This window comes from Microbispora sp. CA-102843, assembly GCF_050936215.1.
GTDB lineage: Bacteria > Actinomycetota > Actinomycetes > Streptosporangiales > Streptosporangiaceae > Microbispora.
The window spans coordinates 5,731,921-5,758,395 of the sequence record NZ_JBNJNF010000001.1; the positions used below are offsets into that span (position 1 = coordinate 5,731,921).

General features: G+C 69.4%; 21 protein-coding genes. 8 read left to right on the top strand and 13 right to left on the bottom strand.

Features of this window, described 5'->3' with window-relative positions; all coding sequences use genetic code 11:
* Positions 1–59: 59 nt before the first annotated feature.
* Entirely contained in the window at positions 60–1,031 is a 972-nt protein-coding gene (locus ACQEVJ_RS26670; RefSeq protein ID WP_433105561.1) for a GlxA family transcriptional regulator, read from the top strand.
* On the opposite strand, the gene ACQEVJ_RS26675 is transcribed toward ACQEVJ_RS26670, so the two are convergent.
* The gene (locus tag ACQEVJ_RS26675) at positions 1,010–1,543 is read right to left on the bottom strand and encodes a GNAT family N-acetyltransferase (RefSeq protein ID WP_433105563.1); all 534 of its coding nucleotides are present in this window, start codon (positions 1,541–1,543) and stop codon (positions 1,010–1,012) included. The genes ACQEVJ_RS26670 and ACQEVJ_RS26675 overlap by 22 nt on opposite strands.
* A gap of 143 nt (positions 1,544–1,686) precedes the next feature.
* On the opposite strand from ACQEVJ_RS26675, the gene ACQEVJ_RS26680 reads away from it, so the two are divergent.
* On the top strand, positions 1,687–2,040 hold the full coding sequence (locus ACQEVJ_RS26680) for a VOC family protein (protein WP_433105565.1): 354 nt from the start codon (positions 1,687–1,689) through the stop codon (positions 2,038–2,040).
* Here the strand turns inward: ACQEVJ_RS26680 and ACQEVJ_RS26685 are convergent.
* Positions 1,994–3,268 (bottom strand): MFS transporter, encoded by a 1,275-nt coding sequence (locus tag ACQEVJ_RS26685; protein ID WP_433105567.1) that lies wholly within the window; start codon positions 3,266–3,268, stop codon positions 1,994–1,996. The two genes, ACQEVJ_RS26680 and ACQEVJ_RS26685, sit on opposite strands and share 47 nt — an antisense overlap.
* Positions 3,269–3,323: 55 nt before the next feature.
* On the bottom strand, positions 3,324–4,295 hold the full coding sequence (locus ACQEVJ_RS26690) for an ArsR family transcriptional regulator (RefSeq protein ID WP_433105569.1): 972 nt from the start codon (positions 4,293–4,295) through the stop codon (positions 3,324–3,326).
* A 243-nt stretch (positions 4,296–4,538) separates the two neighbouring features.
* Between ACQEVJ_RS26690 and ACQEVJ_RS26695 the strand changes: the two genes are divergently transcribed.
* Positions 4,539–5,069, top strand: coding sequence for a dihydrofolate reductase family protein (locus tag ACQEVJ_RS26695; protein WP_433105571.1), 531 nt, complete (start codon positions 4,539–4,541; stop codon positions 5,067–5,069).
* A gap of 63 nt (positions 5,070–5,132) precedes the next feature.
* On the opposite strand, the gene ACQEVJ_RS26700 is transcribed toward ACQEVJ_RS26695, so the two are convergent.
* A complete protein-coding gene (locus tag ACQEVJ_RS26700; protein WP_433105573.1) occupies positions 5,133–5,981 on the bottom strand; it encodes an ABC transporter permease in 849 nt (282 codons plus the stop codon).
* On the bottom strand, positions 5,978–6,994 hold the full coding sequence (locus tag ACQEVJ_RS26705; protein WP_433105574.1) for an ATP-binding cassette domain-containing protein: 1,017 nt from the start codon (positions 6,992–6,994) through the stop codon (positions 5,978–5,980). The genes ACQEVJ_RS26700 and ACQEVJ_RS26705 overlap by 4 nt, the downstream gene beginning before the upstream one ends.
* A 65-nt stretch (positions 6,995–7,059) precedes the next feature.
* On the opposite strand from ACQEVJ_RS26705, the gene ACQEVJ_RS26710 reads away from it, so the two are divergent.
* Positions 7,060–7,653, top strand: a complete 594-nt coding sequence (locus ACQEVJ_RS26710; RefSeq protein WP_433105575.1) for a TetR/AcrR family transcriptional regulator — start codon at positions 7,060–7,062, stop codon at positions 7,651–7,653.
* A gap of 119 nt (positions 7,654–7,772) precedes the next feature.
* Here ACQEVJ_RS26710 and ACQEVJ_RS26715 read toward each other — a convergent pair whose 3' ends face one another.
* The 8 genes from ACQEVJ_RS26715 to ACQEVJ_RS26750 form a co-directional block, all read right to left on the bottom strand.
* On the bottom strand, positions 7,773–8,318 hold the full coding sequence (locus ACQEVJ_RS26715) for a helix-turn-helix domain-containing protein (RefSeq protein ID WP_433105577.1): 546 nt from the start codon (positions 8,316–8,318) through the stop codon (positions 7,773–7,775).
* 529 nt (positions 8,319–8,847) lie between these two features.
* Positions 8,848–10,371 (bottom strand): carboxylesterase/lipase family protein, encoded by a 1,524-nt coding sequence (locus ACQEVJ_RS26720; protein ID WP_433105579.1) that lies wholly within the window; start codon positions 10,369–10,371, stop codon positions 8,848–8,850.
* Positions 10,372–10,754: 383 nt separating this feature from the next.
* Positions 10,755–11,765 carry a sugar phosphate isomerase/epimerase family protein gene (locus ACQEVJ_RS26725; protein WP_433105581.1) on the bottom strand — a complete coding sequence of 337 codons (1,011 nt, stop codon included), beginning with the start codon at positions 11,763–11,765 and terminating at the stop codon, positions 10,755–10,757.
* The gene (locus tag ACQEVJ_RS26730) at positions 11,762–12,109 is read right to left on the bottom strand and encodes a hypothetical protein (protein WP_433105583.1); all 348 of its coding nucleotides are present in this window, start codon (positions 12,107–12,109) and stop codon (positions 11,762–11,764) included. Before ACQEVJ_RS26730 ends, ACQEVJ_RS26725 begins: the two co-directional genes overlap by 4 nt.
* A complete protein-coding gene (locus tag ACQEVJ_RS26735) occupies positions 12,106–13,167 on the bottom strand; it encodes an ABC transporter substrate-binding protein (protein ID WP_433105585.1) in 1,062 nt (353 codons plus the stop codon). The genes ACQEVJ_RS26730 and ACQEVJ_RS26735 overlap by 4 nt, the downstream gene beginning before the upstream one ends.
* A 50-nt stretch (positions 13,168–13,217) precedes the next feature.
* Positions 13,218–14,228 carry an ABC transporter permease gene (locus ACQEVJ_RS26740; protein ID WP_433105587.1) on the bottom strand — a complete coding sequence of 337 codons (1,011 nt, stop codon included), beginning with the start codon at positions 14,226–14,228 and terminating at the stop codon, positions 13,218–13,220.
* Positions 14,221–15,720 carry a sugar ABC transporter ATP-binding protein gene (locus ACQEVJ_RS26745; RefSeq protein ID WP_433105589.1) on the bottom strand — a complete coding sequence of 500 codons (1,500 nt, stop codon included), beginning with the start codon at positions 15,718–15,720 and terminating at the stop codon, positions 14,221–14,223. The genes ACQEVJ_RS26740 and ACQEVJ_RS26745 overlap by 8 nt, the downstream gene beginning before the upstream one ends.
* 436 nt (positions 15,721–16,156) lie before the next feature.
* Entirely contained in the window at positions 16,157–17,455 is a 1,299-nt protein-coding gene (locus ACQEVJ_RS26750; protein ID WP_433105591.1) for an ROK family protein, read from the bottom strand.
* Between the two features lie 243 nt (positions 17,456–17,698).
* Here ACQEVJ_RS26750 and ACQEVJ_RS26755 point away from each other — a divergent pair, with 243 nt between their 5' ends.
* From ACQEVJ_RS26755 to ACQEVJ_RS26770, 4 genes are all read left to right on the top strand, one after another.
* Positions 17,699–18,979, top strand: coding sequence for an ROK family protein (locus ACQEVJ_RS26755; protein ID WP_433105593.1), 1,281 nt, complete (start codon positions 17,699–17,701; stop codon positions 18,977–18,979).
* A 213-nt stretch (positions 18,980–19,192) separates the two neighbouring features.
* A complete protein-coding gene (locus ACQEVJ_RS26760) occupies positions 19,193–24,421 on the top strand; it encodes a ThuA domain-containing protein (protein WP_433105595.1) in 5,229 nt (1,742 codons plus the stop codon).
* Between the two features lie 101 nt (positions 24,422–24,522).
* Positions 24,523–25,158, top strand: coding sequence for a hypothetical protein (locus ACQEVJ_RS26765; RefSeq protein WP_433105597.1), 636 nt, complete (start codon positions 24,523–24,525; stop codon positions 25,156–25,158).
* A gap of 98 nt (positions 25,159–25,256) precedes the next feature.
* On the top strand, positions 25,257–26,282 hold the full coding sequence (locus tag ACQEVJ_RS26770) for a COG1470 family protein (protein WP_433105599.1): 1,026 nt from the start codon (positions 25,257–25,259) through the stop codon (positions 26,280–26,282).
* The last annotated feature ends 193 nt before the right edge of the window (positions 26,283–26,475 follow it).

Genomic DNA, 26,475 nt, shown 5'->3' on the forward strand with positions numbered 1-26,475 from the left:
GGATTTTTCCAGATCAGAGCACCGGTGTCCCAAATGACATCATTGGGTACATTTGCGCCATGCCCCTGGATTGCCCGGAAACGCCCCCGACGCCCGCCAACCCGCATCGCGTGGTCGCCTTGGTCGCCCCGAACCAGGAGCTCTACCCGGTCACCTCCGCCTCAGCCGTCTTCGGCTACCACGGCCCCGACATCCCCCAGCACTACAGCTTCAGCCTGTGCGCCGAACACCCCGGCTCCCTCCCTACCACCCTCGGCATCCCCATCCAGGTGGACAGCGGTCTCGAAGCCCTCGGCGACGCCGACACCGTCGTCATCGCGAGCTGGACTCTCACCCCCTCGCCCGCCGTACTCCACGCGGTGTCCCAAGCCCATGCCCGAGGCGCCCGCATCGTGGCCGTCTGCGCCGGAATCTTCGTCCCCGCCGCCCTGGGCCTCCTGGACGGCCGCCGCGCCTCCGTCCACTGGGAACTCTCCGGCGAACTCGCCGCTCGCCACCCCCGCGTCATCCCCGACGACACCGTCATCTACGTGGATCACGGCGACGTCGCCACCGCCGGAGCCTCGGCCGCCACCCTCGACCTCTGCCTTCACCAGGTCCTCCAGGAGTACGGCGCGGCCCACGCCATGCGCATCGGCCGTCAACTCGCCGCCGGTCCGCACCGCGAGGGCTGCCAGCGGCAATACCCTCCCCTCCCCACCACCGGCCCCATGCCGGACTCCCTGGCCCCCCTGCTCGAATGGCTCCTGTCGCGCCTGCCCGACCAGGTCACCGTCAAGGACATGGCCGCCTACTCGGGCGTCTCCCCCCGCACCCTCACCCGCCAGTTCGCCGATCAGCTCGGCGTCCCACCCGCCCGCTGGCTGCTGGAACGCCGTCTGGCCGCCACCCGCGCCCTGCTGGAGGAGACCGACCTGCCCGTCGAGACCATCGCCACCCGCGTCGGCCTCTCCTCGGCGGTCAACCTCCGTCGCCGCTTCCACACCGCCCTGCGCACCACCCCGGCCGCCTACCGCCGCTCCTTCCGCTGAAGGTCCCGGGCCGCGGCCCGGCGGCGCAGCACGCGAGTGGTGCTTCCGTCGTCTTCAGCCATGTCCCGGACGTGCTCGAAGCCGATCCTGTCCAGCACGGCCAGCGAGGCACTGTTCGGCGCCGCCACGGTGGCGTACACCTCCGTGAGCCCCAGGGTGTCGAATCCGTAGGCGACGATCGCCCCGGCCAGTTCTCTCCCCAGGCCCGATCCCCACATGTCAGGGGTCAGCGCATAGATGATTTCGTAGCCTTCCGCCACGTCCGTCGGCTTGATCTCAGCGTGCCCGGCGAAGCGGCCGTTCCGTCGAACGGCCCAGACGTCGAACAGATCCTGGGCGTAGACCTTTGTGAAGATCCGTCCGAACAGGGCACGGTCATCCGCCTCGGTGGCTGGACCGTCGCCCATCCACTGCGAAACCCTCCCGTCCTGGAACAGGGTGACGAAGTCTTCCTCGTCTTCAGGGACGTACGGCTCCAGCAGCAGGCGCTCAGTACGCAGAGTCGGGGTCATAGGCCGCGAAGTTACCGCTGCGTCGCTCTTCACGACAAATCACTTTTGCCAGGGCAAACTCGGCACACAGCAACAATTACGAGTTGCCCCGCGATTGAGGCGGGGCGTGAAGCGGGTGATCGCGGTCCTGGCAAGATGGCGACATGGAGCGTGTGCTTGGAATCGGCGGATATTTCATGCGGGCCGCTGACCCGGTGGCCCTGGGTGCGTGGTATCGCGATTGCCTGGGCCTGGACACCGATGAAAACGGCGTGTGGCGTCAGGAGGCCGGGGTGACGGTGTTCGCGACTTTCGAGTCCGAGACCGAGTACTTCGGCTCCCGCGCCCAGCAGACGATGCTCAACTTCCGTGTCCGCGACCTGGACGCGATGCTCGCGCAACTGCGCGCCAAGGGAGCGGACGTGTCCAAGGAGACTCAGGACATGGAGGGTGTCGGCCGGTTCGGCTGGGTCACCGATCCTGAGGGCAATCGGGTCGAGCTGTGGCAGCCCAGCTGACAGTGTCTTCACGCAGGGAGTGACGTGCTGGTGGCCGGCTGGGTTGGGCCTGTTCGCGGCGCGCGACGGCCGGCATCAGGGTGAAGGCGAACGCCGCGCACAGGACGCCTGTCGCGGCGCAGGCCCACCACAACATCCCTGCCTGGAACAGTACGGCGCCGACGGCCGGGCCGGCGAAGCGGGCGATGGCGGTGGTCCAGCCGTACAGGGCTTGGTAGGTGCCGTGGGCGCCCTCAGGGGTGAGGTCGGCGATCAGTGTCGCCTCGAAGCCCGCCATGCCGATCTCGCCGATCGACCACAGCACCACCGTGGCCACGTAGTGCCAGGGCCGGCTGGCCGCGCCGGTCAGGGCCAGGCCGAGAGCCACCACGGTCATGGACAGGCCGAGGACCGGCAGCCTGGGCAGATGCGACAGCCAGGAGATGAGCAGCGGCTGGAAGATCACCACGATGGCGCCGTTGACGGTGACGAGCAGCCCGTACAGGGTGGCCGGGAGCCCGTCGGCGGCCAGCGCCAAGGGCAGCGCGTAGGCGGCCTGGGCGTAAAGGACCAGGCCGATCAGCAGGAAGACGAGCGCCGCCATCAACACCCGGTCGCGTGCCGCGATCGCGTAGCCGTTGGGGGCGGGCTTGGCGCTCGCGGTGTCGTGGCTGCGGGGGACGCCGGCGGCCACGATCACGGCGAAGGCGAGGCTGGTGGTCACGTCCAGGATGACCAGGAGCCAGAAGCCGTGGGCGAGCAGGAGTCCGGCGATGGCGCCCGCGGCGGCGGTGCCCATGTTGACCGCCCAGTGCATGAGCCCGAACGCCTTCGGCCGCAGGTGCGGCGGAGTGGTCTCGGCGACCAGCGCCGAGGCGGCGGGCCGGTAGACGTCGCCGGCCAGTCCCATGGCCAGGGCGGCGGTCAGCAGCCAGGACAGGTTGCCGGCCGCCGCGATGAGGATCACGCAGGCCGCGGTGGCGAGCAGGCCGCCGACCAGGGTGGCGCGGCGGCCGAACCGGTCGGCCAGGTAGCCGCCCAGCGGCTGCCCGCCCAGACCACCCAGCCCGTACGCGGAGACGACGGCGGCGATCTGGGCGGCCGCGTAGCCTCGGCCGGTCAGGTAGAACACCAGGAACGGCAGCACGACCCCGCCGAACCTGTTGACCAACTGGCCGGAGAACAGCAGCCAGAACACCTTGGGCAGCCCCTGGAACACGGTGGGGCGGGCGGAAGCCGTGATCGTCATGAGTGCATGGTGTGGTGGCGCACGCCGCCCGGCGACACATTCGGCCCCTGCCGAATCAACCGTCCAGCAGGGCGTGGGCGCGGGGCGTGCGGACGTAGAGCATGGCCCGGCCGACACGGTGCTTGGTCACCAGACCGGCCGACAACAGCAGGGCGAGCTGTTCGGAGACGCTCGCGGGGGCCAGGCCGGTGCGGCGGGACAGGTCGGTGGTGGAGGCGGGGGCGTCGAGCTCACCGAGCAGCAGCGCGCGGGAGCGGCCGATGACGGCGGCCAGCGCGTCGGGGGCGGGCGCGGTGCCGCGTTCCCACAGGGTGGCGATGGCACGCACCGGATAGGTGATGGCGGCCTGGCCGGGAGAGTCGGTGCGGTAGAGAAGTCTGGGCCAGACGAAGACGGACGGGGCCAGCAGCAGGCCCTCGCCGTTCAGCGTCCGAGACAGCTCCTCCGGGCGCTCCTGCAGGTAAAGGGTGCGATCTTCCCAGCGGATGGCCGGGTGCATGTCCGCGAACACCCCGGCGGGGCCGCGTTCGGCGAACTGCCGGGCGCGGTAGAGCAGGTCGCCTTCGAGCAGGTTGCGCATGCGCGCCCAGTGCGGTGCCATGGCGAGCCGCCAGAAGGCTTCGATGGCGCGCACCAGCCGGTCGAGGCCTGGGCCCGGATCCTGGTGCAGCTCCATGGCACAGCCGGTCAGCGAACCCGGAGTCTCGTCGGCCATGCGGTCGAGGTCCGCGCGAATGATCTCGTGTGGGGTGGCGCGCAGGACCGCCAGTTCGCCGGCCAGGTCCGGGGTCGGGCTGGTGGGGACGGGGCACAGGAAGTCCGGGATGTACGGGCCGCCGGGAACGAGGTCGAGCAGGGGGGCCAGATCACCGCCGAGTTGGGGGCGCACCTGCTTGAACCACGGCAGATGCAGGACGCGCCCGGCGGGAGTACGCAGTGCGTGGATGCCGGCGGAGACCTCCCTGAGCGGGGAGTACGCGAACCTGATCGAGGTCAGGTCGTAGGCGGAGAACGCCACGGTAAGCATGCCGCCGGGGACTCCTTGGATTCGGCTGCGGCCGAATGTATCGCAGGGGCCCGCGATCGGGCCACACCATAGGGCCATCGACCCGATCCGTCGTCCGCGACGGCAAGAGACTGTTCGAGACCGAGGGCGACCGGCTGCCCGGCGCGCTCGTCGGCTCACCCACCTACAAGAGCGGCACCGTCTCCGCGCACTTACGCGATCAACCACGCGATCAACCACTCGATCGACCACGAGGAGAACCACATGCGCAAGGTCGTGCTCTACCACCTGATGTCGCTCGACGGCGTCGCCTACGAAGACGGCGACTGGCTCGCCGACGACGGCCCCCAGCTGGTCGCCTACCTCGGCCGGGTCATCGCCACCCAGGACGACGTCCTGCTGGGACGCGGGACCTACGACTACTGGGCCGGGCACTGGCCCACGTCGGACTTCCAGCCGTTCGCCGACTTCATCAACGGCACCCGCAAGCACGTCGTCACCTCCAGCGCGCCCACGCAGGAATGGGCGAACTCCACCCTGGTCACCACCCCCGCGCACGACTACGTGACCGCCCTGAAGCAGGGATCCGGCGGCGACATCGGCATCCACGGCAGCATCGAACTGGCCTGCTCACTGCTGCGGGCCGGGCTCGTCGACGAACTGCGGCTGGTCGTCGCACCGGCGGTGGTCGGCCACGGCAGGCGGGTGTTCGAGGGCGACGACGTCCAGTCGTGGAAGCTGCTCGAGGTCGAACGGGGCAAGAACGGCACGTTGTTCCTGGACTACTGCCGCTGAGACGCCTCGGCGGCCCTGCTCGCGGGTGTCGGGATCGTGCACTCGCCGACGGCTCTACGCACGTCAGCCGCGCTTGCCGTAGAGGTGGAGGGTGAGCGGCGCGCAGACAGCGGTGATGGCAGCGGTCGCGATGAGCGACCAGGCGACAGATCCGCCGGTGCCGCCGGTGTTGTTCATCAGGCCCCTGGCCGCGGTCGCGACGTGGCTGAGCGGGTTGACCTCGACGAAGGCTTGGAGCCAGCCGGGCATGGTTTGTGGCTGGACGAAGATGTTGCTTGCGAACGACAGTGGCATCAGCACGACGTTGGCGATGCTGATGACGACGGCCGGGTCGGGTAAGAGCAAGGCGACCGCGGCCCACAGCAAGGACAGGGAGAGCCCGAAGGCGACGATGAGGGCTACCGCGGCGAACACACCTGGTGCGCCACCCTCGGGCCGATAGCCCATGATCAGCCCGAGGACCATCACAAGGGCGGAAGCGAACAGGTAACGGGCGGCATCGCTGAGCAGGCCGCCGAGCACGAGCGCGCCGCGCCAGACGGACAGGGAACGGAAACGGTCGAACGCTCCGGTTGTCACGTCCTTGGCGAGACGGGCACCGCCGTACATGGTGACGATGGCGATGCTCATGCCAAGCGTGCCGGGCAGGAGGATCTTCAGATAGTTGCCGGGCGAGCCGCTGACAGCGCCACCGAACAGGTAGGTGAACAGCACGGTGAACAGGATCGGGATGGCGGCCGAGTCCACAAGCTGTTTGGGGTCGTGCTTGATTTTGAGAATGGCTCGCCAGCCGAAAGCCGCGGAAGCGGCGAGTGCGCCGGCACGACGGCGTGCCGGGCTCGTGGCGAGCAGAATGCCGATCCGGTCGGTTTCCGCCGCGGTGGGGCGCGTGATGGCGGCCGGGATGCTCATGCGTTCACGTCCTCGTGGTCGGTGGTGGCCGGACCGGCCGTGTGGCCGGTCAGGGCGAGGAATGCCTCGTCCAGGCTGGGCTGGCCGAGAGTGACCTCGGCGACACCCACCCGGGCCTCGGCGAGCTGGGTCAGGGCGTGCCCGACCAGCCGGCCCACGTCTGTCGCGTCAGCCGGAGTGGCAAGCAGCACGGACAAGGCGAGCGGGTCGTCGGCGGGATGGACCATCCCTTCCAGGGCGCCGGCCAGGACCTGTTGCGCCTGCCGGCGCTGCTCACCGTCGAGAAGCCGGACGTGCAGGGTGCCCGAGCCGACTCGGGATTTGAGCTGGGCGCTGGTGCCTTCGGCCACGATCCGGCCGTGGTCGATGACCGCGATCTGCTCGGCGAGCTGGTCGGCCTCCTCAAGGTACTGAGTGGTGAGCAGCACCGTGGTGCCGGCCGCGGCGATCTGGCGGACCAGCTCCCACACCTGGCTACGACTGCGCGGGTCCAGCCCGGTGGTCGGCTCGTCGAGGAACAGGAGGTCGGGGGTCACGATCAGGCTGGCGGCGATGTCCAGCCGGCGGCGCATCCCGCCCGAGTATCCGCCCACGGGGCGGCCGGCCGCGCCGGCCAGGTCGAAGGCGGCGAGCAGGTCGTCGGCTCGCTGTTTGCCGGCGACGCGGGACAGGCCGTGGAGACGGCCGAGGATGATCAGGTTCTCATAGCCGGTCAGGTCCTCATCCAAAGCGGCGAACTGGCCAGTCACCGCCACCCGGGCCCGGATCGCGTCCCGTTCGCTGATCACGTCGTGACCGAGGACGCGGGCGGTGCCGCCGTCAGGCCGGGTCAAGGTGGCCAGGATGCGGATCGTGGTGGTCTTGCCCGCCCCGTTGGGGCCGAGGAACCCGAACACCTGACCACGCCGGACCGTGAGGTCGATCCCGTCCAGCGCTCGGTGCTCGCCGTAGACCTTGACCAGGCCGCACACCTCGATCGCCGGGTGGCCCCCATCCGTGCTTTTCTTTGACATGCTGTAAGAGTTGTTTATCTCTTACGGCTTGTCAAGGTTATGGCGGAACGGATATCCTCGCCCCGATGGTTGACGCACCCGACACCGCCACGCCTGCCCGCCGTCGCCGGTCCGACGCCCGGCGCAGCATCGACGCCATCCTCGACGCGGCCCGCATCGTGCTCGGCGAGCGAGTCGACGCCAGCATGGAAGAGATCGCCGGCACGGCCAACGTCACCCGCCAGACCGTCTACGCGCACTTCCCCTCGCGCGACGCCCTCATGGCCGCCCTCATTGAGGCCGCGGCCGCCGAATACGCCGCCCTGCTCGACGCCGCCGGCCTCGACACCGCCCCGCCCGCCGACGCACTGGCCCAGTTCCTCGACGCCGGCTGGCGGTTCCTGCGCCGCTACCCCCTCCTGCTCAACCCCACCGTGACCCGGACCCACCGGCCCAAGAGCAACGACCCCCACGACGTCGTGCCGCCGCGGCTCGAACGGCTCATCCGGCGCGGCCAGCGCACGGGCGACTTCGACGGGTCACTCCCCGCCGCCTGGCTCGCCGCCGCCGTCATCGGGCTCCAGCACGCCGCCGCGGCAGAAGTCGCCGACGGCCGCCTCACCCCCGCTGAGGCGGCGGCTCTGTGCCTGGAAAGCACTCTGCGCCTCTGCGGCAGCTGACCACCTGCGAGCCGCTGGTGCTCCAACGGGATCGACGCGCTGCTGTACCAGACACGACAGATCGGTCCGTCCAGGCGCCTCGCCTCCGTCAGCGCGACGGGCCGTACCGCTCGCTCACGTCACGCGTCGGATCCGTGCTCGGGGGGCCACGCGACATCGTCGATCGCGAGGAACGGCGAGACCGCAAGCGCGGTCGGCGTCATCCCCGCGAAGGCCATGACGTCTCTGTGCAGGTGGGACTGGTCGGCGTAGCCGCTCTCCGCTGCCACGGAGGCGGCGCTGTGGCCGGCGGCGAGCCGGTGGGCCGCGTGGTCGAAGCGGATGAGCTGGGCGGCGCGCTTGGGGGTGAGGCCGACCTGGGCGCGGAACCGAGACCAAAGGCGCTTGCGGCTCCATCCGATCTCGGCGACCAGTCGTTCGACACGTACCCGACCCCGGCTGGTCACCATCTGCCCCCAGGAGAAGGTGACCTCCGGATCGACGGCTCGGCCCGCGTCCTCCAGCCGAGCCAGCGCGGCCTCCGCGATCGCGAAACGGTCCTCCCACGACCCGGCCGCACGCAACCGCTCTTGGGTTCGTACGGCCTCTCGTCCCCAAAGATCATCGAGGGCGACCACCGTCCCGCCCAGCTCCGAGGAGGCGCCCAGGACCGCGTGTGCGAGCATCGGCGAAAGCCGCAACTGGAGACACTCGGAGCTTCTGGCCAACCCCCGCCCCTGAGCCCTCGTGGGCGCGAGTCCGGCGACGACGCGTTCTCGCTGCCGTGAACCACAGCCGTCTTCGATGACGAACGGCTGGTCGCCGAGATCGAAGATCACCGTAACCGCGGGGTGCGGGACCAGCGCAACGCTGAGGAACTCGTTCGCGTGATCGCTGAACCCTGCCATCTCGACCCCCGGCAAACGGCCGGGACGCGACGGGACCGTGATCTCCCATCGAGGCACACCGGCGCGAGCGGGCTCGGCTGATCGCACGCCGACATGGTAGGAGCCGCTTCGCAGTGGCCGCAACGAGCACCCCGGTGCTGGTGAGGGCGGGGGCTCCGCCCCGGTCCAGGAGCTGTTCGCCGGTCGATCGGAGTCGTCCGTCATCGGGTCGTGCCCCACGACCGGCGACCGCCCGACGCGGGCCCCGGGCTCGTCGAATGGATCATCATGTCGAGCCGCACGGTCGGCACCAAGTGACCACTCCCGGTCAGCGTCGCCAGGCCCACACCTCGCGCCCGGCAGCGTCGGGGTCGTCGACGACGGTGATCCCCTCGTCGATCAGCGCGGTGGACCGGTCGGCCAGGGTGTATCGGGGCCAGCCCGGGTCACCGTCGGCAACGAAGCGGACCCAGGCGCCGTGGGCCGTATCGGCGACGACCTGTGGTGGTTCGTCGCCGATGAGTGCGTGGCTGGACTGCTCGTCGAGGAGGTCGAACACGTACGGGAGCTCCACCGCGTGGGCGGCACCGAGGCGGCCCGCGAAGCTCGGCGACTCGTGGTCGAAGCGGTACACCCAGGTGTCGGCCTCGCCGGCTTCGAGGCGTGCCTCGGCGACCCGGGTCGTCGGAATCCGCATAAAGCAGTCGGTGGTCACGGCAGAGAGCACGTCCCCGTCGCTCGCTCCCGGCCGGGCCGCCCGGTAGCGCTCGACCGTCCCGTCGGGCGCGCCGTTGGCGTTGACGACTGCGGAGAGGATGCGCTCGTCGATGATGTCGATCATGCCGGTGGGGACGAGCCCGATCCGGGTGTCGTCGCGGTTCCATCCGGCCAGGAGCCGCACGCCGCTGCCGGCGCCCCTTCGCAACGCGTCGAGCGGGTGGTCGGGGAGGGTGTCGCCGTCGATGACCGGGGCGAAGGGGAGGCTTCCCCAACTGGAGGGATCCGCGGCGGTCTGGACCTCCTCGACGAGGGCGGAGGCCGCCCGCGTGAGCCGTTCGACCGGCACCTCGCCGAAGGCCTCGCGGGCCGGGGCGACGCCGAGCGACTCGGCCAGCCTTGCGGTGACGCCCGCGGCGGTCTCAGCCGTGAGCGTCTGGGCGGCCGCCCCGCTTTGGGTGAGCGCCTGGCGGAACAGGCCTCGGGCGCGGGGCATGGCCATGAGGGTGATGACGCTCATGGCCCCGGCGGACTGGCCGGCGACGGTCACCCTCCCCGGGTCGCCGCCGAAGGCGGCGATGTTGCGTTGGACCCACTCGAGCGCGGCGATCTGGTCCAGCAACCCCAGGTTGGCGGTGCCGTCATCAAGGTAGAGGAAGCCCTCGGCGCCGAGCCGGTAGTTGATCGTGACGCACACGACCCCGTCGCGGGCGAAGGAGGTGCCGCGGTAGCCGGCGACGGATCCGGACCCCTTCGTGAACATGCCGCCGTGAATCCACACCAGCACCGGCAAGCCGGATCCCCCGGGATCGGGGGTCCACACGTTGAGGTTGAGGCATTCCTCGCCAGGGATCACGACCTCCGGGAACAGCGCTTCGCTCTGCGGACCGTCGTTGTCCTTCGGGCACGTCGGCCCGTAATCGGTGGCGCTGCGCCCGCCTTCCCACCGCGCGGGCGGCTCGGGAGGCCGCATACGGCGCGCTCCGAAGGGCGGGGCGGCGTACGGGATCCCGAGGAACGCTGCCACACCCCGGTCCATCCGACCCCGCAGCCGACCACTCTCGACGCGAACCTCTGGCGCGCTGTCCACGATTTTCGTCATCACCTCTCCTGTCGCTTGGAGCTCCGTCGGCATCCGCACTTGGAGCCGTGCCGGACACGAGAGCGAGCATCACAAGCTCAGGGACAGGGTGTCTTGAACAAATGTTCCGCCCTGTGGTCAGCACCAGGTGGCCGTCAGCCCGCACGGCACGAGGAGCCGCCCGGAACACGCCCGGAGGCACTGACTGCTTCGATAGCCGCCCCGAACTGCGCCCGCGAGCCCGGCGACGACGAGCTCCACCGCTGTGCCGAGGGCCGCGTCGGCGGGCGCCGGTGGAGGGCGTGAAGTCGACGTGCGGTCGCGGCGTGGGGTGAGGGCATGGCGAAGGGCCGGGCGCTCCTGATGGAGCGCCCGGCCTCAGGTCGTGTCCCTGCCGCGGGACACTCCCGGCCTCGCGAGAGCTGGGGAGAGAGAGGTCAGCTCTCGGAGGAGAAGGCGGCGTCGAAGGCGGCGGCCGGTGGGGTGATGGCGTTGAGCGAGCGGATGTAGGCGAGGGATTCCGGTGCGCCGTGCAGCCGGTCCATGCCCGCGTCCTCCCACTCGATGGAGATCGGGCCGTCGTAGCCGATGTGGTTGAGCGCCCGGAAGCACTCCTCCCACGGCACGTCGCCGCGGCCGGTGGACACGAAGTCCCACCCGCGGCGGGGGTCGGCCCAGGCCAGGTGGGAGGCCAGGCGGCCCCGCCGGCCGTCGCGGGCGGCGACCCGGGCGTCCTTGCAGTCGACGTGGTAGATCCGGTCGGCGAAGTCGAGGATGAAGTTCGCCGGGTCCAGGCCCTGCCACACCATGTGCGAGGGGTCCCAGTTCAGCCCGAAGGCCGGCCGGTGCCCGATGGCCTCCAGCGTCCGCACCGTGGTGTGGTAGTCGTAGGCGATCTCGCTGGGGTGCACCTCGTGCGCGAAGCGCACCCCCACTTCGTCGAAGACGTCGAGGATCGGGTTCCACCGGTCCGCGAAGTCCTGGTAACCCGTCTCGATCATCGACGGCGGCACCGGCGGGAACATCGCCAGCGTGTGCCAGATGGATGAGCCGGTGAAGCCGACGACGGTCGTGACGCCGAGTTTGGCCGCCGCGCGGGCGGTGTCCTTGATCTCCTCGGCGGCGCGCTGCCGTACGCCTTCGGGTTCGCCGTCGCCCCAGATGCGTGCGGGCACGATGCCCTTGTGGCGTTCGTCGATGGGGTGGTCGCACACGGCCTGGCCGACCAGGTGGTTGGAGATCGTCCATACCCCCAGGTTGTACTTGGCCAGGGTCTCCTTCTTGCGTTCGATGTAGGAGTCGTCGGCGAGGGCCTTGTCGACCTCGAAGTGGTCGCCCCAGCAGGCGATCTCCAGGCCGTCGTAGCCCCATTCGGAGGCCAGCCGGCAGACCTCCTCGAACGGCAGGTCCGCCCACTGCCCCGTGAACAACGTGACCGGCCTGGTCATGAACCCTCCACAGTGATGAAGCGGCTGCCCTCAGCCGCGCTCCGCTCGGCGGCCGCCGTCACCCGCTGCACCCGCAGCCCGTCCTCGAAGGACGGCGCGGGGCCGGTGCCGGCGGCCACCGCCTCCAGGAAGTCCTTCGTCTCGTGGACGAAGGTGTGCTCGTAGCCGAGGCCGTGGCCCGGCGGCCACCATGCCCCGGCGTACGGGTGGTCCGGCTCGGTGACCTGCACCCGCCGGAATCCGTGCTCGGCGCCGCCGATCGCGTCCACGCTGCGCCAGGCCTGGGAGTGGGTACGGCCCATGACCGCGTAGCCGACCATGCCGGCCCCGATGACAGGCCTCATGACTCGAAACCCGTTGGCAGGTATCGGGTGGCGTTGTCCTTGGTGATGGTCTCCGAGGCCAGAGTGATCGACTGCGGCACCTCCTGCTCCAGCAGGTCGCTCATGCCCTTGCCCTGGGCGATGAGCCGGGCGATCTTGATCGCCGAGGCGGCCATGGTCGCGGGATAGGTGACCGTGGCCTTCAGCACGCCGTTGTCGGCCTGGATGTCACGCATCGCGTTGGCCGAGCCGGCGCCGCCGACCATGAAGAACTCGTCGCGACCGGCCTCCTTGATCGCGGCCATCACGCCGATGCCCTGGTCGTCGTCGTGGTTCCAGATCGCGTCGATCTTCTTGTGCGCCTGCAGCAGGTTGCTGGCCACCTGCGTGCCCGACTCCACCGTGAACTTTGCGTCCTGCTGCGCCGTCACCTTGAAACCGTAGGTCTTCAGGGCGTCGGCGAAGCCCTTGCTGCGGTCCTGGGTCAGCGGCAGCGTGGCGATGCCCTGGATCTCCAGGATGACCGGGTCGGAGACACCCTTGTCCTTCAGCGTCTTGCCGACGTAGTGGCCGGCCGCCACACCCATGCCGTAGTTGTCACCGCCGATCCAGGCGCGGTACGACAGCTTGTCCGGGAACACACGGTCCACGTTGATCACCGGGATGCCGGCGTCCATGGCCTGCCGGGCGACCTGGTTGAGCTGCTGACCGTCGTTCGGCAGGATCACCAGCGCGTTGACCTTGGCCTGGATCAGCGACTCCACCGCCGAGATCTGCTGGTTGATGTCGTTGGTCGGCTCCACCGGCTTGAACTCCACATCGGAGTACTGCTTGGCCGCGTCCGCCGCGTTCTTGCTGATGGCGGCGATCCAGCCGTGGTCGGCGGCCGGGGCCGAGAAGCCGATGACGACCTTGTCGCCGGGGGCTTCGTTGCCGCCCGTGGCCGCGGCCGCGGACGCGGCGGCGGGCGCGCTCGCCTGCGCGGCCGGCTCGTTGCTGGTGCAGGCCGTGACGAGGGCGCCCGCGCCGAGGACGGCGCCACTGACGAGGAAGCCGCGCCGGCCGACGTTCTTGTCCATATGTTCTCTCCTTGGCTGAAGCCGGTCGGGTTGCGATCCGGCCCCCGGTATCAGGTGTGTGATTTGAGGCTGCGTCGCTGCAGCAGCACGGCGACGACGATGATCAGGCCCTTGGCGACGAGCTGGTCGGCGGTGTTCAGGCCGTTGAGGATGAACAGGTTGGTGATGACAGTGAAGATCAGCAGACCGAGGATCGAACCGATGATCGTGCCCCGGCCGCCGCTCAGCAGCGTCCCGCCGATGATGACGGCGGCGATCGCGTCGAGTTCATACAGGTCGCCGTGGGTGGACGACCCGGTGGTGGTCCGCGCCATGATCAGCACCGCGGCGATCCCGCAGCACAACCCCGACAGCGCATACAACATCAGCGTGTGCTTACGCACATCGATACCGGCCAGGCGGGCCGCCTCGGGATTGCCGCCCACCGCGTAGGTGCGCCGGCCGAACGTCGTGCGGTTGAGCACCAGCCAGCCGATCAGCACCACCAGCGCGAACACATACACCAGCAGCGGCAGCCCCAGCACCCGCGTGGTCGACAGATTCACGATCAGCGAGTTGTCCGGCTGCACCAGCTGGGTGCGCTGGTTGGACATCCGCTGCGCCAGACCACGCCCGGCCACCATCATCGCCAGCGTCGCGATGAACGGCACCATCCGCCCGTAGGAGATCAGGATCCCGTTCAGCAGTCCCGCGCCGGTGCCCACCACCACCGCGCACACGATCATCACGACCGGCCCGTAGGACTGGGTGGCCAGCGTGGTCGCCCACACCGACGCCAACGCCATCAACGCCCCGACCGACAGATCGATGCCACCACCGATGATCACGAAGGTCATGCCGACCGTGATCACCCCGATGGTCGAGGCCAGCGCCAGGATGCTCACCAAGTTGGAGGAGGTGGCGAAGTTCTCCGGCCTGGTCACCAGGCCCACGATCGCCAGCAACACCAGTGCGACAACCAGACCCAGATGCCGGACCTCACCCAACCGGCCGAGGCGACCGCCCGGGCCCGCCGCCTTCACGCGGGGACCGGCCGGCGCGGCCTGATCGACCTCAGTCATGGAACGCTCCTTCAAGGGGGGGATTTGCTTCATCGGACCCGGACGTCTCCCCAGTGGAGACCATCACCAGATCGAGCACGCGGTGCTCGTCCAGGTCCTCGGCCGGCGCCTCGTGGACGATCCGGCCCTCACGGATGACCAGCACCCGGTCGGCCAGACCCAGCACCTCGGGCACCTCGCTGGACACCAGCAGCACACCGATGCCGTCATCGGCCAGCTTGCGCACCAGCGCATACAACTCAGCCCGGGCGCCGACGTCCACACCACGCGTCGGCTCATCCAGCAACAACAGCTTGCGATCCTCGGCCAGCCACCGCCCCAGCACCGCCTTTTGCTGGTTACCACCCGACAACGTCCGAATCGGCCGCCGCGGATCAGGCGGACGGATGTCCAACGCCTCCGACAACCGCTTCGCCTCGGCGAACTCGGTCTTGCGATCCAGCCAGCCCAGCCACCGCGGCTTGGTATACCGGCTCAGACTCGCCAGCGTGATGTTCTGCGCCACCGGATGATCCAGCAGCAACGCCTGCGCCTTACGCTCCTCCGGCGCCAGACCCATGCCCATCCGCACCGCCCGGGTGGTGCTGCCCGGCCGCACCGTCTGCCCGTCCAGCACGACCCGGCCACTGCCCCGCCGCGCACCGTAGATCGCCTCGATGATCTCGCTGCGGCCCGAACCCACCAGCCCGGCCAGACCGACGATCTCCCCCGCCCGGATGCTGAACGACACATCCGCGAACCGGCCCGGCAGGCTCAGGTTCTCCACCCGCAGCACCTCCGGCCGCCCCTCATGAGCGCCCTTACCAGGCCGGGGCGGGAAGACGTACTCGACATTGCGGCCGGTCATCAACGCCACGATCTGCGAGGTCGGGGTGTCCTTGGCCGCCAGCCCCACCGCGACCGTCCGCCCGTCCTTCAACACCGTGACCCGGTCACCGATCTCCCGGATCTCCTCCAGCCGGTGGGAGATGTAGATCACCGCCACCCCCTGAGAGGTGAGATCACGAATCACCCGGAACAGGTTGGCGACCTCGTCATGGGCCAACGCGGCCGACGGCTCGTCCATGATGATCAACCGGGCCGAGTGCGACAACGCCCGGGCCATACTCACGATCTGCTTGTGCGCCGGCGACAACCGGCCCACCTCGGTACGCGGCCGGATCTCACCGTGCCCCAGCCGCTTGAGCAACTCGGCCGTCGCCCGATCGGCCTCCGACCGGCGGGAGAACCCGAAGGTCGCCATCTCATGGCCGAGGAAGATGTTCTCCGTCACGCTCAACCCGTCAACCAGATCGAGCTCCTGATAGATGGTGGCGATCCCGAGGCCCATCGCCGCGGTCGGCGGCGCCAGCCGCACCGGCTCACCGCCGAGCAACACCTCACCCTCATCCGGCGCATGCGCACCGGACAGGATCTTGATAAGCGTGGACTTCCCGGCGCCGTTCTGGCCGAGCAGGCAGTGCACTTCTCCGGCTCTGACCTCAAGGTCCACGCCGTCCAGCGCACGTACGCCGGGGAACTGCTTGACGATCCCTCGCATCACGAGCAGGGATGACGAGTCGGATGATGACCGCGGCACAGGAGCCTCCCTGGGTTATGGGTAGCGGCCGTGGCCCCGCCCGCCTGACGGCGCCGGCTGGCACCACCGCGACGGCACCGAGGTCGGCGTCAACGATGCCGGTGCGGCTCCGGACGGCCGATCAGGCGGGCGGGACGTTCTGATGGGGAAAAGGGCATGGTGGTTCCCGTCCGCCTGACCGCATGCGCCATGGCCGCGGCACCAGGGATGGGCGGGATGTGCCGAGGCATGCGGAACAGAACGGTCAAGCGGACGGGACGTCTAGATCGGGCAGGCGATAGGTCGGGACCGCGTGGCGGACACGCGGGTCAGGGTGAGTGAGGCAATCAGGCCATCGGGGTTCCCTCGGTCACCCCGATGGTTGGGGACATCGGATCGCGATGGTCGTGGGGTCGGACAGTGCTCGTTCGACGACGACTCCGGCCGCTCCGCGTGAGGCGGCGCCGAAGCCGAGGTCGGAGGCGGCGAACCGGCAGCGCTCGACGGCTCCGCTCATGCCCAGGCGTGCCAGCTCCTGCTCCGCCGCGGGGATGAGCCGGTCGGCGAGCCTGGCGAAGTACCCGCCCAGCACGATCACCCGCGGGTTGAAGAGGTTGACCAGCATCGCCGCCCCTACTCCGAGCCATCGGCCCACCTCCGCGACGGCCGCGTCGACCCGTGGGTCTCCATTGGCCCGCCGCAGTTCGATCTCGGCCAGCCGCTCCTCGGGATCGCGGACGAGCTGCCGGCCCGTGCCGTACGCACGGTCGGGGGTGGCCATACGCACCAGCGCGGCGAGTCCGACCTTGGTCTCCCAGCAGCCGACACGGCCGCAGCGGCACGGCTCACCGGACGGATCGACCACGACGTGACCGAGCTCCCCGGCGAACCCGTCCGCTCCGCCCAGCAGCCGGCCGCCGGAGATGATGCCGCCGCCGACGCCCACCTCGCCGGTGAGATAGACCAGGTCGGGGGTGCCTGCCGCGACGCCCGAGGTGTACTCGGCCAGGGCGGCGAGGTTGGCATCGTTGTCCACCGCGATGGGGATGTCCCCGCGGATGTCGGCGTGGGTCAGCCGCTCCGCCACCGTCACCCCGTGCCAGCCGAGGTTCGGGGCGACGACAACGGTGCCGGTGGTCGTGTCGACCAGGCCGGGGACGGCCACGGTGATCCCGGCCGGTGTGACCCCGAGCCGGTCGAGATCGGCGACGGTCCTCTCGACCATGCGGGCCAGTTCGTCCAGTGAGCGCTCGGGGCCGCCACCCATGGCGTCGAAGCCGATACGCCTGTCGATGAGCACTCTGCCGGCCAGATCGGTGGCGATCGCGGCGATGTAGTCGACGTTGACTTCCACACCCAGGGCGCCGACCCGCGAACCGTCCAGGACGAGCGCGACGCTCGGACGGCCGACGGAACCGGCGTGCTGCGGCCCGGTCTCCTTGACCAGTCCCCGTGCCTGAAGCTCGCTCACCAGGCTGGTGACGGTCGTCTTGTTCAACCCGGTCGCGACCGCGACGGCCGACCGGGAGCACGGGCCGTACGCGCTCACGTGCCGCAGAACCAGAGCGAGGTTGGAACGACGCACGGTGGCCTGGTCCGCGGGAACACCCGCGGACCCGCCGCGACTCGGCGAGTCGGTCCTATGGCCGTCGGCCCTGCTGTGGTCCACGCCGCTCCTCAATTAGTTCGCATGGCTGGCCGAATTAAAGACAGGGACTTCCGGGAGACACAAGAGGAAACCGGGCGAAAGTTACGTAACGTTCCCATAACTGCATAACGAATGAGTCCTGAACTGGGCAAAAGGGGAGCGATGCCAACTCGTTACGGAACTCGGGGGTGCACAGAAGGACACCTCCGTGTTACAACCCTGATTAATTGATCTCGTAGACAAACAAAGGATCAGGTGAGACGGGTGACGAACGAGCAGTACCTCACCCGCCTCTCGGGCGGCTCTCCGCCGGCGGGCCCCGCCGCACTGCGCCGGGCGAACCTCTCGCTGGTGCTGCGTGAGCTGCGCGACCACACCTCCCTGTCGCGCGCCGACATCGCGGACGCGACCGGGCTGCACCGGGCCACCGTCTCCAACCTCATGGCGGAGCTGCTGGAACGGCGGCTGGTGCGGGAACTCGGCGTCGAGCACGCAGGCGCCATCGGGCGCCCCAGACGGGCGGTCGCGCTGCACGGCGCGCACATCGGCGCCCTGGGCATGGAGATCAACGTGGACTACATCGCGGTCCACGGCACCGACCTCAGCGGCCGGGTCCTTGTCGAGCGCCGGGTGGTCTTCGACGCGATGGGCAGCCGCCCGGACAGCGCGGTGCGCAGGCTGGGGCTCGTGGCCAAGGAGTCCGTGGAGGCGATGGCGCGGGCCGGCGCCGTCCCCGCGGGCATCGCGGTGGCCGTCCCCGGCCTCGTGGACGTGGCACGCGGCGTCGTGACGCTCGCGCCGAACCTCTACTGGCAGGACCTGCCGCTGGCAGACCAGCTGTCCGCCATGCTCGGCCCGCTGCGCGTGCCGGTGCGGGTGGACAACGACGCCAACCTCGCGGCGCTGGCCGAGTTCACCTCGGGCGTCGCCGCGGGCACGCCCGACATGGTCTACCTCACCGGTGAGGTCGGCGTCGGCGGCGGCATCATCTCCGGCGGCAAGCTCCTGCGCGGAGCGGACGGCTTCTCCGGCGAGGTCGGGCACCTGCGGGTCGACCCGAACGGCGACCAGTGCGGCTGCGGCCGCATCGGCTGCTGGGAGACCAAGGTCGGACTGGCGGCGCTCGTCCGCGCGGCCATGCCCGAGCAGGCGTACGGGCTGCCCGGCATGCCGGTGCCCGACCCCGGCGAACGAGTAGCCGACATCGCCAGGGGCCTGGCCTCCGGCGACCGGCGAATGATGCAGGCGGTGGCGCAGGTCGGCCAATGGCTCGGGCTCGGCGGCTCGATCGTGGCCAACCTGTTCAACCCGCGAGTGATCGTGATCGGGGGCTACTTCGCCTCACTGGCCGAATGGCTGCTGCCCCACGCGCAGGATGAGCTGCAGCGGCTCGTGATGGCCGCCCCCGCGGCCCAGTGCCGCTTCGTCGCCTCGACGCTCGGCTTCGGCGCCGCGTCCCGCGGCGCCGCGAGCATGGTGGTCAGCCAGATCATCGACGACCCGACCACGATCATGGATTCATTACCCCGGCCGTCAGCCTACTGACGGCCCCCACAGACCTGGAGACGGCACCTCTCCAGTACCCCCGGTATCCAACGCAAGTAAGCGGCAACAAGCGCGGCGGCGCGCGCCTTGCCTGACCTCCCCCCCAGTCAGGAAGGGTTTTCCATGTCACCACGTCATCGAACGTGGGCCAGGCCGTTCAACACGGCCCTGCCAGAAAAGGGACGACGTCCGAGACGTCGAACCGCGGCGACGATGGCCCTGGCCCTCGTTTCGCCCGTCATCACGCTCCTCGCGGCGCCCGTGAGCGCCGAGGCCGCTACGACCGCGGCGGCACCCGACTTCAAGGTGCTCGTCTTCTCCAAGACCACCGGTTTCCGGCACGACTCGATCCCCGAGGGCATCGCGGCCGTGCAGAAGCTCGGTCAGGAGAACAACTTCGCGGTCGACACGACCGAGGACGGCGCCAAGTTCACGGACGAGAACCTGGCGCAGTACCAGGCCGTGGTCTTCATGTCCACGACCGGTGACCCGCTGGGCACGCAGGACCAGAAGGACGCCTTCCAGCGCTACATCCAGAAGGGCGGCGGCTACGTCGGCGTCCACGCCGCGGCCGACAGCGGCTACGACTGGGCGTGGTACGGCAAGCTGGTCGGGGCCTACTTCAAGCAGCACCCGGCGATCCAGCAGGCCACGGTCAAGGTCGAGGACCCGGCGCACCCGTCGACCGCGGGCCTGCCGACCTCCTGGACCCGTACCGACGAGTGGTACGACTACCGAACCAACCCGCGTAACACGGTCCACGTGCTGACGTCGCTGGACGAGAAGTCCTACAGCGGCGGCACGATGGGCGCCGACCACCCGAACACGTGGTGTCAGGACTTCGACGGTGGCCGCTCCTGGTACACCGGCCTCGGCCACCAGAAGGAGAACTACAGCGAGGCGAACTTCCTCAAGCTGCTCCTCGGTGGCATCAAGACCGCCTCGGGCGCTGTGAAGGCCGACTGCTCGGCCTCGCAGAGCAGCGGCTACGAGAAGGTCACCCTCGACGACAACACCAGCAACCCGATGATGCTGGACGTCGCCAAGGACGGCCGGGTCTTCTACATCGACCGGCTCGGCGACGTGCGGGTCATCAAGCCGAGCGGCGGCACCGTGACGGCGGCGCACCTGAACGTGTTCACCGCCAACGAGAGCGGTCTGCTCGGCATGGCGCTGGACCCCGGGTTCGACACCAACAAGTGGATCTACCTCTACTACTCGCCGGCCGGTTCGGCGAATGTGGACCGGCTGAGCCGCTTCACCGTCACCGGTGACACCCTGGACCTGGCCAGCGAGAAGAAGCTCCTCGACGTGCCGGTGCAGCGGGCCGAGTGCTGCCACCACGGCGGCGGCATGGTGATCGACCCCAAGACCGGCAACCTCTGGCTGGGCACGGGCGACAACACCAACCCCTTCGCCTCCGACAGCTACACGCCGATCGACGAGCAGCCGGGCCGGTCCGCCTGGGACGCCCAGCGCTCCGCGGGCAACACCAACAGCCTGAGCGGCAAGCTGCTGCGCATCCACCCCGAGGCGGACGGCACCTACACCGTCCCGACGGGCAACCTGTTCGCCCCCGGCACGGCCAAGACCAAGCCGGAGATCTACGGCATGGGCTTCCGCAACCCGTTCCGTATCGGGGTGGACCCCAAGACCGGCAACATCATGCTGGGTGAGTACGGCCCCGACGCCAACGCCGCCAGCGCCACGCGCGGTCCGCAGAACACGGTGGAGTGGAACATCATCTCCAAGCCGGGCAACTACGGCTGGCCGTACTGCATCGGCAACAACACTCCCTACATCGACTACGACTTCGCGACCAAGAAGTCGTCGGGGGTTGCCTTCAACTGCGCGGCTCCGGTCAACGACTCGCCGAACAACGACGGTCTGACCAACCTGCCGGCCGCGATCCCGGCCACGGTGTGGTACCACTACGCCTCCGACCCGAACAACTTCCCCGAGCTGAGCGGCGGCGCCCCGATGGGCGGCCCGGTCTACCGCTACAACGCCGACATCACGTCGACGAACAAGTGGCCGGCGTACTGGGACGGCAAGGCCATGTTCGGTGAGTGGAACAACAACGCCATGTGGTCGTTCCAGGTCAACGAGGACGCCACCAAGCTCGTCAAGACGAACCGGATCCTTCAGACCCTGAAGTTCCTGAAGCCGATGGACATGAAGTTCGGTCCCGACGGCGCCCTGTACATGATCGAGTGGGGCTCCGGCTTCGGCGGCGACAACGCCGACTCCGGCGTCTACCGCATCGACTACGTCAAGGGCGTCCGGCCCCCGATGGCGCGCGTCAGCGCCGACAAGACCGACGGCCCGACTCCGCTGACCGTCAAGTTCAGCAGCGAGGGCTCGCGGGACGCGGACGGCAAGGCGATCACCTACGCCTGGGACTTCGACGGTGACGGCACGACCGACTCCACCGAGGCCAACCCCACCTTCACCTACACCAAGGCCGGTGAGTTCAACGCGGTCCTGACCGTGACGAACCCGGACGGTCTGACCGGCAAGGCCAGTGTGACGATCAACGCGGGCAACACCAAGCCCGAGGTCAAGGTCGAGCTGCCGCCGAACGGCGCGTTCTTCGAGTTCGGCGACCAGGTGAAGTTCAAGGTCACCGTCACCGACGCCGAGGACGGCACGGTCGACTGCAGCAAGGTGCAGATCCAGTCCATCCTGGGTCACGACACCCACGGTCACCCGCTCGACCAGACGACCGGCTGCGAGGCCGTCGTGCAGACCGCCATGTCCGGCCACGGTGAGTACGACAACCTGTTCTACGTGATCGAGGCCAGCTACACCGACAAGGGCGCCGGGTCGGCCAAGCCGCTCACCGGGCGGGGCCAGGTCATCCTGCAGCCCAAGCGCAAGCAGGCCGAGCACTTCAGCGCGACCGGCCGGATCACGGGCGGCACGGGCACCGACGCCGCGGGCGTCACGGTCGAGGACACGACCGACACCGCGGGCGGCAACAAGAACATCGGCAACATCCAGGACGGCGACTGGTGGTCGTTCGACCCGATCAACCTGACCAACATCAGCGCGATCCGGTTCAGGGTCTCGTCGAACACCACTGGCGGTACCATCCAGGTCCGGCAGGGTGACCCGGCGACCGGGACGCTCATCGGCTCCGTCGACGTGGCGAACACCGGCGGCTGGCAGACGTTCAAGGACGTCACGCTGAACCTGACCAACCCGCCCGTCACGAGCGGCCCGCTGTACTTCGTCGTGCGCAAGCCGGCGAGCGCGGCGGACAACTCCTTCCTTCTCAACTTCAACTGGGTCGACTTCATCGGCAAGGGCGCCACGGAGAACCAGCGTCCGACGGTGTCGGTGGCCGCGAACGCGACCACGGGCATCGCCCCGCTGAAGGTGGACTTCACCACCACCGCCAGCGACCCCGACGGTGACACCCCGCTCACCTACAAGTGGAACTTCGGGGTGAACGGCGCGCCGCAGCCGACCACGGCCAACGCGAGCTACACCTACACCGCGCCGGGCACCTACACCGCCACGGTGACGGTGACCGACGCCAAGGGCGCCGCCAGCAGCGCTCAGGTGCAGATCAAGGTGGACGCGCCGGCCACGGTGTGCTTCACCGGCCGTTCCGACGACTTCCTGGGCAACCAGCTCGACCGTGACCGCTGGTCGGTCATCCGGGAGAACCAGGACCTCAGGGTCGCCAACGGCAGCCTGATCATCCCGACCTCGACGACCGACATCTACGGCGCGGGCGGCAACACGCCGAACATCGTCGTGCAGCCGGCTCCGTCGGGCGCCTGGACGGCCACCGCCAAGCTCACGCTGAAGGCGCAGGACGCCTACCAGCAGGCGGGTCTGATCCTCTACGGTGACGACGACAACTACGCCAAGATCGTGCTGCAGGGCCGGTCGACCTCCGGGTCGAACCACGCCAACCGCATCTTCCAGTTCATCCGGGAAGACAAGGGCGCCACGAACGAGGTGACGGCGAGCAACACGGCCCAGCTCGGGGACGCCTACCCCGACACGGTGTACGTGCGGTTCATCAGCGACGGCACCAACATCACCGCGCACTACTCGGCCGACGGCACCACCTTCACGGCGATGCCGGAGACCAAGCCGCTCGCCGGGATCACCAACCCGAAGATCGGCCTGATCTCGCTGGCCGGGGCCAACCACCCGGTGGTGGACGCGTCCTTCGACTGGTTCCACATCACGCCGGACGACAAGGCGACCGCGCCGGACCCGAACGACGAGTTCGACGGCACCGCGCTCGACGCCTGCCGCTGGAACGCGATCGTTCGCCCCGACGCCACGGCGATGCGCGTGAGCAACGGCAACCTGGAGCTCGACACGACCACGGGTGACATCTACGGGTCCGACAACAGCAACCCGAAGAACTTCATCCTGCAGACCGCGCCGAGCGGTGACTGGACGCTGGAGACCAAGGTCGACGGTTCGGCTCTCAACGAGCAGTACCAGCAGGGCGGCCTGATGGTGTACGGCGACGACGAGAACTACGTGAAGTTCGACTTCGTCGCCACCAATGCCGCAGGCTCGACGGTGACGCGGAACATCGAGCTCCGGAGCGAGGTCGGCGGAACCGTGCAGAACCCGCAGCCGCAGGTGACCGGCCTGAGCACCGGCGTGTGGTGGCTGCGCCTGAAGAAGGTGGGAGACAGCTTCACCGGCTCCTACTCTTCGAACGGCACCACCTGGACCGACCTGACCACCAGCGGCAACGTCGCCGTGGTCAAGAACAGCGCCGTGGCCAACGCCAGCAAGGTCGGTGTCTACACCATCGGCACCAGCCAGAAGGCGTCCAAGACGGTCAAGTTCGACTACTTCAAGCTCGTCAAGGCAGGTAGTGAGGACAAGACCGCGCCGGTGACCACCGCGACGACCGACCCGGCCCAGCCGGAGAACGGCTCGTTCACCGGTCCGGTCACGGTCACGCTGAAGGCCGTCGACGAGGCCAACGGCAGCGGGGTCGCCAAGACCGAGTACCAGCTCGACGGCGGCGACTGGACGGCCTACACCGCGCCGGTCAACGTCACGGGCGAGGGGCAGCACACGCTGCGCTACCGCTCGACCGACAAGGCGGGCAACGTCGAGGAGGTCAAGACGCTCACGCTGACGATCTCCGCGCCGTCCTCGGCCGAGGTCAAGCTGACCGTCACCGCCGCCCCCCGCTGCATCGGCACCTCGGCGTACCTGGCGGTCACGGCCGTCAACGACGGCGACGCGCCGGCCACGATCACGCTGAACACCCCGTTCGGCAACAAGACCGTGACCGACGTGGCCCCGGGCAAGCAGGCCTACCAGTCCTTCAACACCCGGGCCGCCCAGATCGACGCGGGCACGGTCACCGTGACCGGAACCGCGACGATCGGCGGCAAGCAGGTCACCACGTCCTACGACGCGGCCTACACCGCGGCCAGCTGCCGCTGACCGCACCGGCGGTGACCACGACGAGGACACCGCCATAGCACAACCGGGGCCGGCCGGCCGACCAGCCGGCCGGCCCCGCCCCCCATAGATGGAGTAATCGCATGAAAACCAAGAGAGCTGCCCAGATACTCGCCGTGTCGGTGCTCGGTGTCGCGCTCGCCGGTGTCGGCGTGGCCGGTCCCGCACTCGCGGACGACGACCCGGGCAACGGCATCGACGTGTCGGTGAACATCGAGCCCACCACCACTCCCGGTCAGCTGTCGATGACCGTGGCCGACAACAACGGAGTGGCCCTCACGGAGAACGGCTCGGATGCCGCCGCCCGCCAGTTCACCGGCACCCTTCCGACGGTCACGGTGACCGACACCCGCCTGCCCGAGGAGATCCCCGCGGGCGAGTTCTGGGCGGTGGTCGGCCAGTCCAGCCAGTTCACCGCGACCGGAGACTCCGCCAAGACCATCGGCCCGGAGTACCTGGGATGGAAGCCGCGCCTGCTGAGCGACTCCTCCACCGGGGCGGTGTCGGCCGGTGAGCCGGTCTCCAGCGTCATCTCCGACGGCACCGGAGCCCCCACGGTGGGTCTGGAGGGCCAGGAGCTGCTCGCCTCGATCGCGAACTCCGCCGACGAGATCGGCACCTCCCAGGTCAACGCCGACCTCGCCCTGCGCACCCCGGTCGACGTCGCCGCCGGCGAGTACCACTCCACCCTGACCCTTTCGCTGTTCAACCAGTCCTGAACCGCGGGCGGGATGCCACCGCCCGCTGTGGGCGTCCGGACCGTGTGAGCGTTTCTCGCACGGCCCGGACGCCCACGATGAGACCGGAGACACCTTCGTTGACCAAGAGCCGTTCGCGGGGCGCCCTCGCCCTCCTCGCCGTCCTGCACACTGTCGGCGCGACCGTCTTGGTCGCCCTGGTGGCATTCGCCACCCCGTCGAACGCCGACACCACCTGGTCGGTCGTGCCGGCCGACGCCAACGGTCCCGACGGCCGCAGCGTCATCGACATCGATCTCGCCGGCGGGCAGCAGGTGACCGAGCACATCGCGGTCGTCAACCGCTCCACCCAGCCGGTCGACTTCGCGATCGACGCCAACGACGGCTACCTGACCTCCAAGGGCTACTTCGACATGCGCCCGTCGGACGCCAAACCGACCGACGGCGGATCGTGGGTCGAAGTCCCCGACAAGGTGACCATCGCCGGCGGAGCCACCGCCGTCGTGCCCGTCAAGGTCTCGATCCCGCAGAACGCGACGCCCGGGGACCACCCCGCGGGCGTGACCGCGTCCGTGGACACGGTCTCCGGCCAGGTGCGGGTCCAGAACCGGGTGGGCGTCCGGCTGAACATCCGGGTGACCGGCAACTATGTGGCCAAGGTCGCCGTGACCGATCTGCGGGCCGAATACCTGGGGTCGTGGAACCCCTTCGCCTCGGGATCGGTCGAGGTGACCTACACCCTCGCCAATGTCGGCAACGTCCGGCTGGCCCCCGACGCCCGGGTCCTGACGTCCACATTCGTGGGTGAGAGCACCTGGGACGACACCTCCGAAGCCAAGGCCAGGGAGATCATGCCGGGCGGCAGCCGCACCTTCACCGCACGGGTGACCGGCGCCTGGCCGATGGGATCGATCACCACGACGGTCATGGCGATTCCCGCCCCCGCGGGCAAGCCCCTCCCGGGCATCACCGCCGAGCGGGTGGCGATCGACACCACGGTCTGGGCAGTCCCATGGCCGCAGCTCGCTCTCCTCGCCCTCCTCATCCTCGCCTTCCTCGCCATCCGGGTGACCCGCTCTCGGCGCCGCAGGCGAATCGAGAAACTGATCATCCTCAGCGGCCGAGGTACGCCTCTCGGGGCATGAGCACCTGAGCGCGTGGGCGGAGCAGATCCACGAGCATCGCGAAGAAGTTCTCCTGGTCCGCGACCGCGGGGCACGGCTCCGAGGGGCGCCCACAGACCGGAAGAGGATTCTCCACCCCGCTGAACCACCCGCAGATCACCCGCGACACGTGTTGCGGGGCCCCCGTTTCCCCGATCACCGACTTCCGCCCTCA

Bases quoted from the DNA above. Each gene is read 5' to 3' on its own strand.
- ACQEVJ_RS26670 (WP_433105561.1), top strand. From the start codon at position 60: ATGCCCCTGGATTGCCCGGAAACGCCCCCGACGCCCGCCAACCCGCAT.
- ACQEVJ_RS26675 (WP_433105563.1), bottom strand. From the start codon at position 1,543: ATGACCCCGACTCTGCGTACTGAGCGCCTGCTGCTGGAGCCGTACGTC.
- ACQEVJ_RS26680 (WP_433105565.1), top strand. From the start codon at position 1,687: ATGGAGCGTGTGCTTGGAATCGGCGGATATTTCATGCGGGCCGCTGAC.
- ACQEVJ_RS26685 (WP_433105567.1), bottom strand. From the start codon at position 3,268: ATGACGATCACGGCTTCCGCCCGCCCCACCGTGTTCCAGGGGCTGCCC.
- ACQEVJ_RS26690 (WP_433105569.1), bottom strand. From the start codon at position 4,295: ATGCTTACCGTGGCGTTCTCCGCCTACGACCTGACCTCGATCAGGTTC.
- ACQEVJ_RS26695 (WP_433105571.1), top strand. From the start codon at position 4,539: ATGCGCAAGGTCGTGCTCTACCACCTGATGTCGCTCGACGGCGTCGCC.
- ACQEVJ_RS26700 (WP_433105573.1), bottom strand. From the start codon at position 5,981: ATGAGCATCCCGGCCGCCATCACGCGCCCCACCGCGGCGGAAACCGAC.
- ACQEVJ_RS26705 (WP_433105574.1), bottom strand. From the start codon at position 6,994: ATGTCAAAGAAAAGCACGGATGGGGGCCACCCGGCGATCGAGGTGTGC.
- ACQEVJ_RS26710 (WP_433105575.1), top strand. From the start codon at position 7,060: ATGGTTGACGCACCCGACACCGCCACGCCTGCCCGCCGTCGCCGGTCC.
- ACQEVJ_RS26715 (WP_433105577.1), bottom strand. From the start codon at position 8,318: ATGCTCGCACACGCGGTCCTGGGCGCCTCCTCGGAGCTGGGCGGGACG.
- ACQEVJ_RS26720 (WP_433105579.1), bottom strand. From the start codon at position 10,371: ATGCCGACGGAGCTCCAAGCGACAGGAGAGGTGATGACGAAAATCGTG.
- ACQEVJ_RS26725 (WP_433105581.1), bottom strand. From the start codon at position 11,765: ATGACCAGGCCGGTCACGTTGTTCACGGGGCAGTGGGCGGACCTGCCG.
- ACQEVJ_RS26730 (WP_433105583.1), bottom strand. From the start codon at position 12,109: ATGAGGCCTGTCATCGGGGCCGGCATGGTCGGCTACGCGGTCATGGGC.
- ACQEVJ_RS26735 (WP_433105585.1), bottom strand. From the start codon at position 13,167: ATGGACAAGAACGTCGGCCGGCGCGGCTTCCTCGTCAGTGGCGCCGTC.
- ACQEVJ_RS26740 (WP_433105587.1), bottom strand. From the start codon at position 14,228: ATGACTGAGGTCGATCAGGCCGCGCCGGCCGGTCCCCGCGTGAAGGCG.
- ACQEVJ_RS26760 (WP_433105595.1), top strand. From the start codon at position 19,193: ATGGCCCTGGCCCTCGTTTCGCCCGTCATCACGCTCCTCGCGGCGCCC.
- ACQEVJ_RS26765 (WP_433105597.1), top strand. From the start codon at position 24,523: ATGAAAACCAAGAGAGCTGCCCAGATACTCGCCGTGTCGGTGCTCGGT.